The sequence below is a fragment of the uncultured Campylobacter sp. genome (assembly GCF_938018145.1).
GTDB lineage: Bacteria > Campylobacterota > Campylobacteria > Campylobacterales > Campylobacteraceae > Campylobacter_A.
In genome coordinates, this window is record NZ_CALIII010000064.1 from 1 (window position 1) to 1,232 (window position 1,232).

The window sequence follows — 1,232 nt, forward strand, 5'->3', positions numbered from 1 at the left end:
CGACGTGATAGATTTTTTTAATAAGCAAGATAAAAACGGCGGTAAATTTTATAAACTCAAATTTGACTTCAATCGCTCTCATACGGCGCAGCTCATCGAAGAAAATCAAGACGAAATCGCGATCTTGATACGAAACTCGGGCAGCCTCAGCGAGCTTCATATGAAATTTATCTCAAAATTTGGCAGCAAAAACGGCGCCGGCGTGTATAACGCGCTAAAAGAGGACGCGAGGAAAATCTACAAAAAACCTCAAATAGAAAGCTCACAAAAAGGCGAAGTAAAGCGTATCGCAGCCCCAAATATCGCAAAATCGCAGGCAGTAACGCAAAGCGGCGAGCAAAAATTTAATGAGCGAGAAAAATCGCAAATGGAGTCAAATTTAAGCGGCGAGACTTTACGTGCTCAAAGCACTTCGGTAAAAGAGCTAAATTTAGAAAATAGCTCGCAAAATGTTCAAAATTTGGAGCCAGAAAAACTGCAGTCTTTGGAGAGAAAAAACAGTTCGGCAGCAATTGAGAAAGTTGAAGTAGATGAGTCAAATTTGAGCGATAAGCTCGATCTTGCCGTGCACCCAAAAAACGTAGAGCAAAATTTGAGTATCGAGGTTTCTAGCGAAAATCTAAATGCGGACGAAAAAGGGCAAAATTTATCAAACAAGCGCGCGCCGCAAAAACCAAAGCAAGCGCCAGCGGCGCAAAACGAAGCAAAAAATAAAGCTGAAAATACAGTAAAATCGCAACCATCGTTCAAGATAGACGAGGTTAAAAAGCAAGAGATTAGAAAAATCGCGTTCGAGAGTAAAAATTTGGGCGATTTTCACAACGGACTGGTGAAAAAATACGGCGCAGAGGACGCCGGCAAGCTGTATAAAGCGCTAAAACAAAAGGCAAAAGAGTACCTAAGTAAGCGCAATGCGGCTAAGTAAAATTTGCGTTTTGGTTGCGGCTTTTAAAATTTGAGGATTTGCGGTAAAATTTGGACGCGAAATCATAAATTTAAGGGCGAAAATGATCTATCTAGTCGGGTCAAATTTGGAATTTGAAGGCGTAAAGACGCTGGTTTTAAACGAGATCAAAATTAATAAATTTAGCGTAAATTTGGCCGAATTTGACGCGCTGGTTTTGACCTCCAAAAACTCCGTAAACGCACTAAGATTTAATCAAATTTCGCCTGCAGATTTGCAAATTTACTCCATCGGCGAAGGCACTAGCCGAGCGGCTAGCGGGTTTGGC

At 41.3% G+C, this 1,232-nt stretch carries 1 protein-coding gene and 1 pseudogene; both read left to right on the plus strand.

Annotation, left to right across the window (positions count from 1 at the left end):
* Positions 1–925: hypothetical protein (locus tag Q0338_RS01450; RefSeq protein WP_298085207.1), on the plus strand; the 925-nt coding region annotated here is incomplete at its 5' end.
* An 82-nt stretch (positions 926–1,007) separates the two neighbouring features.
* Positions 1,008–1,232 (plus strand): annotated as a pseudogene (locus Q0338_RS01455) (uroporphyrinogen-III synthase); the annotation flags it as partial.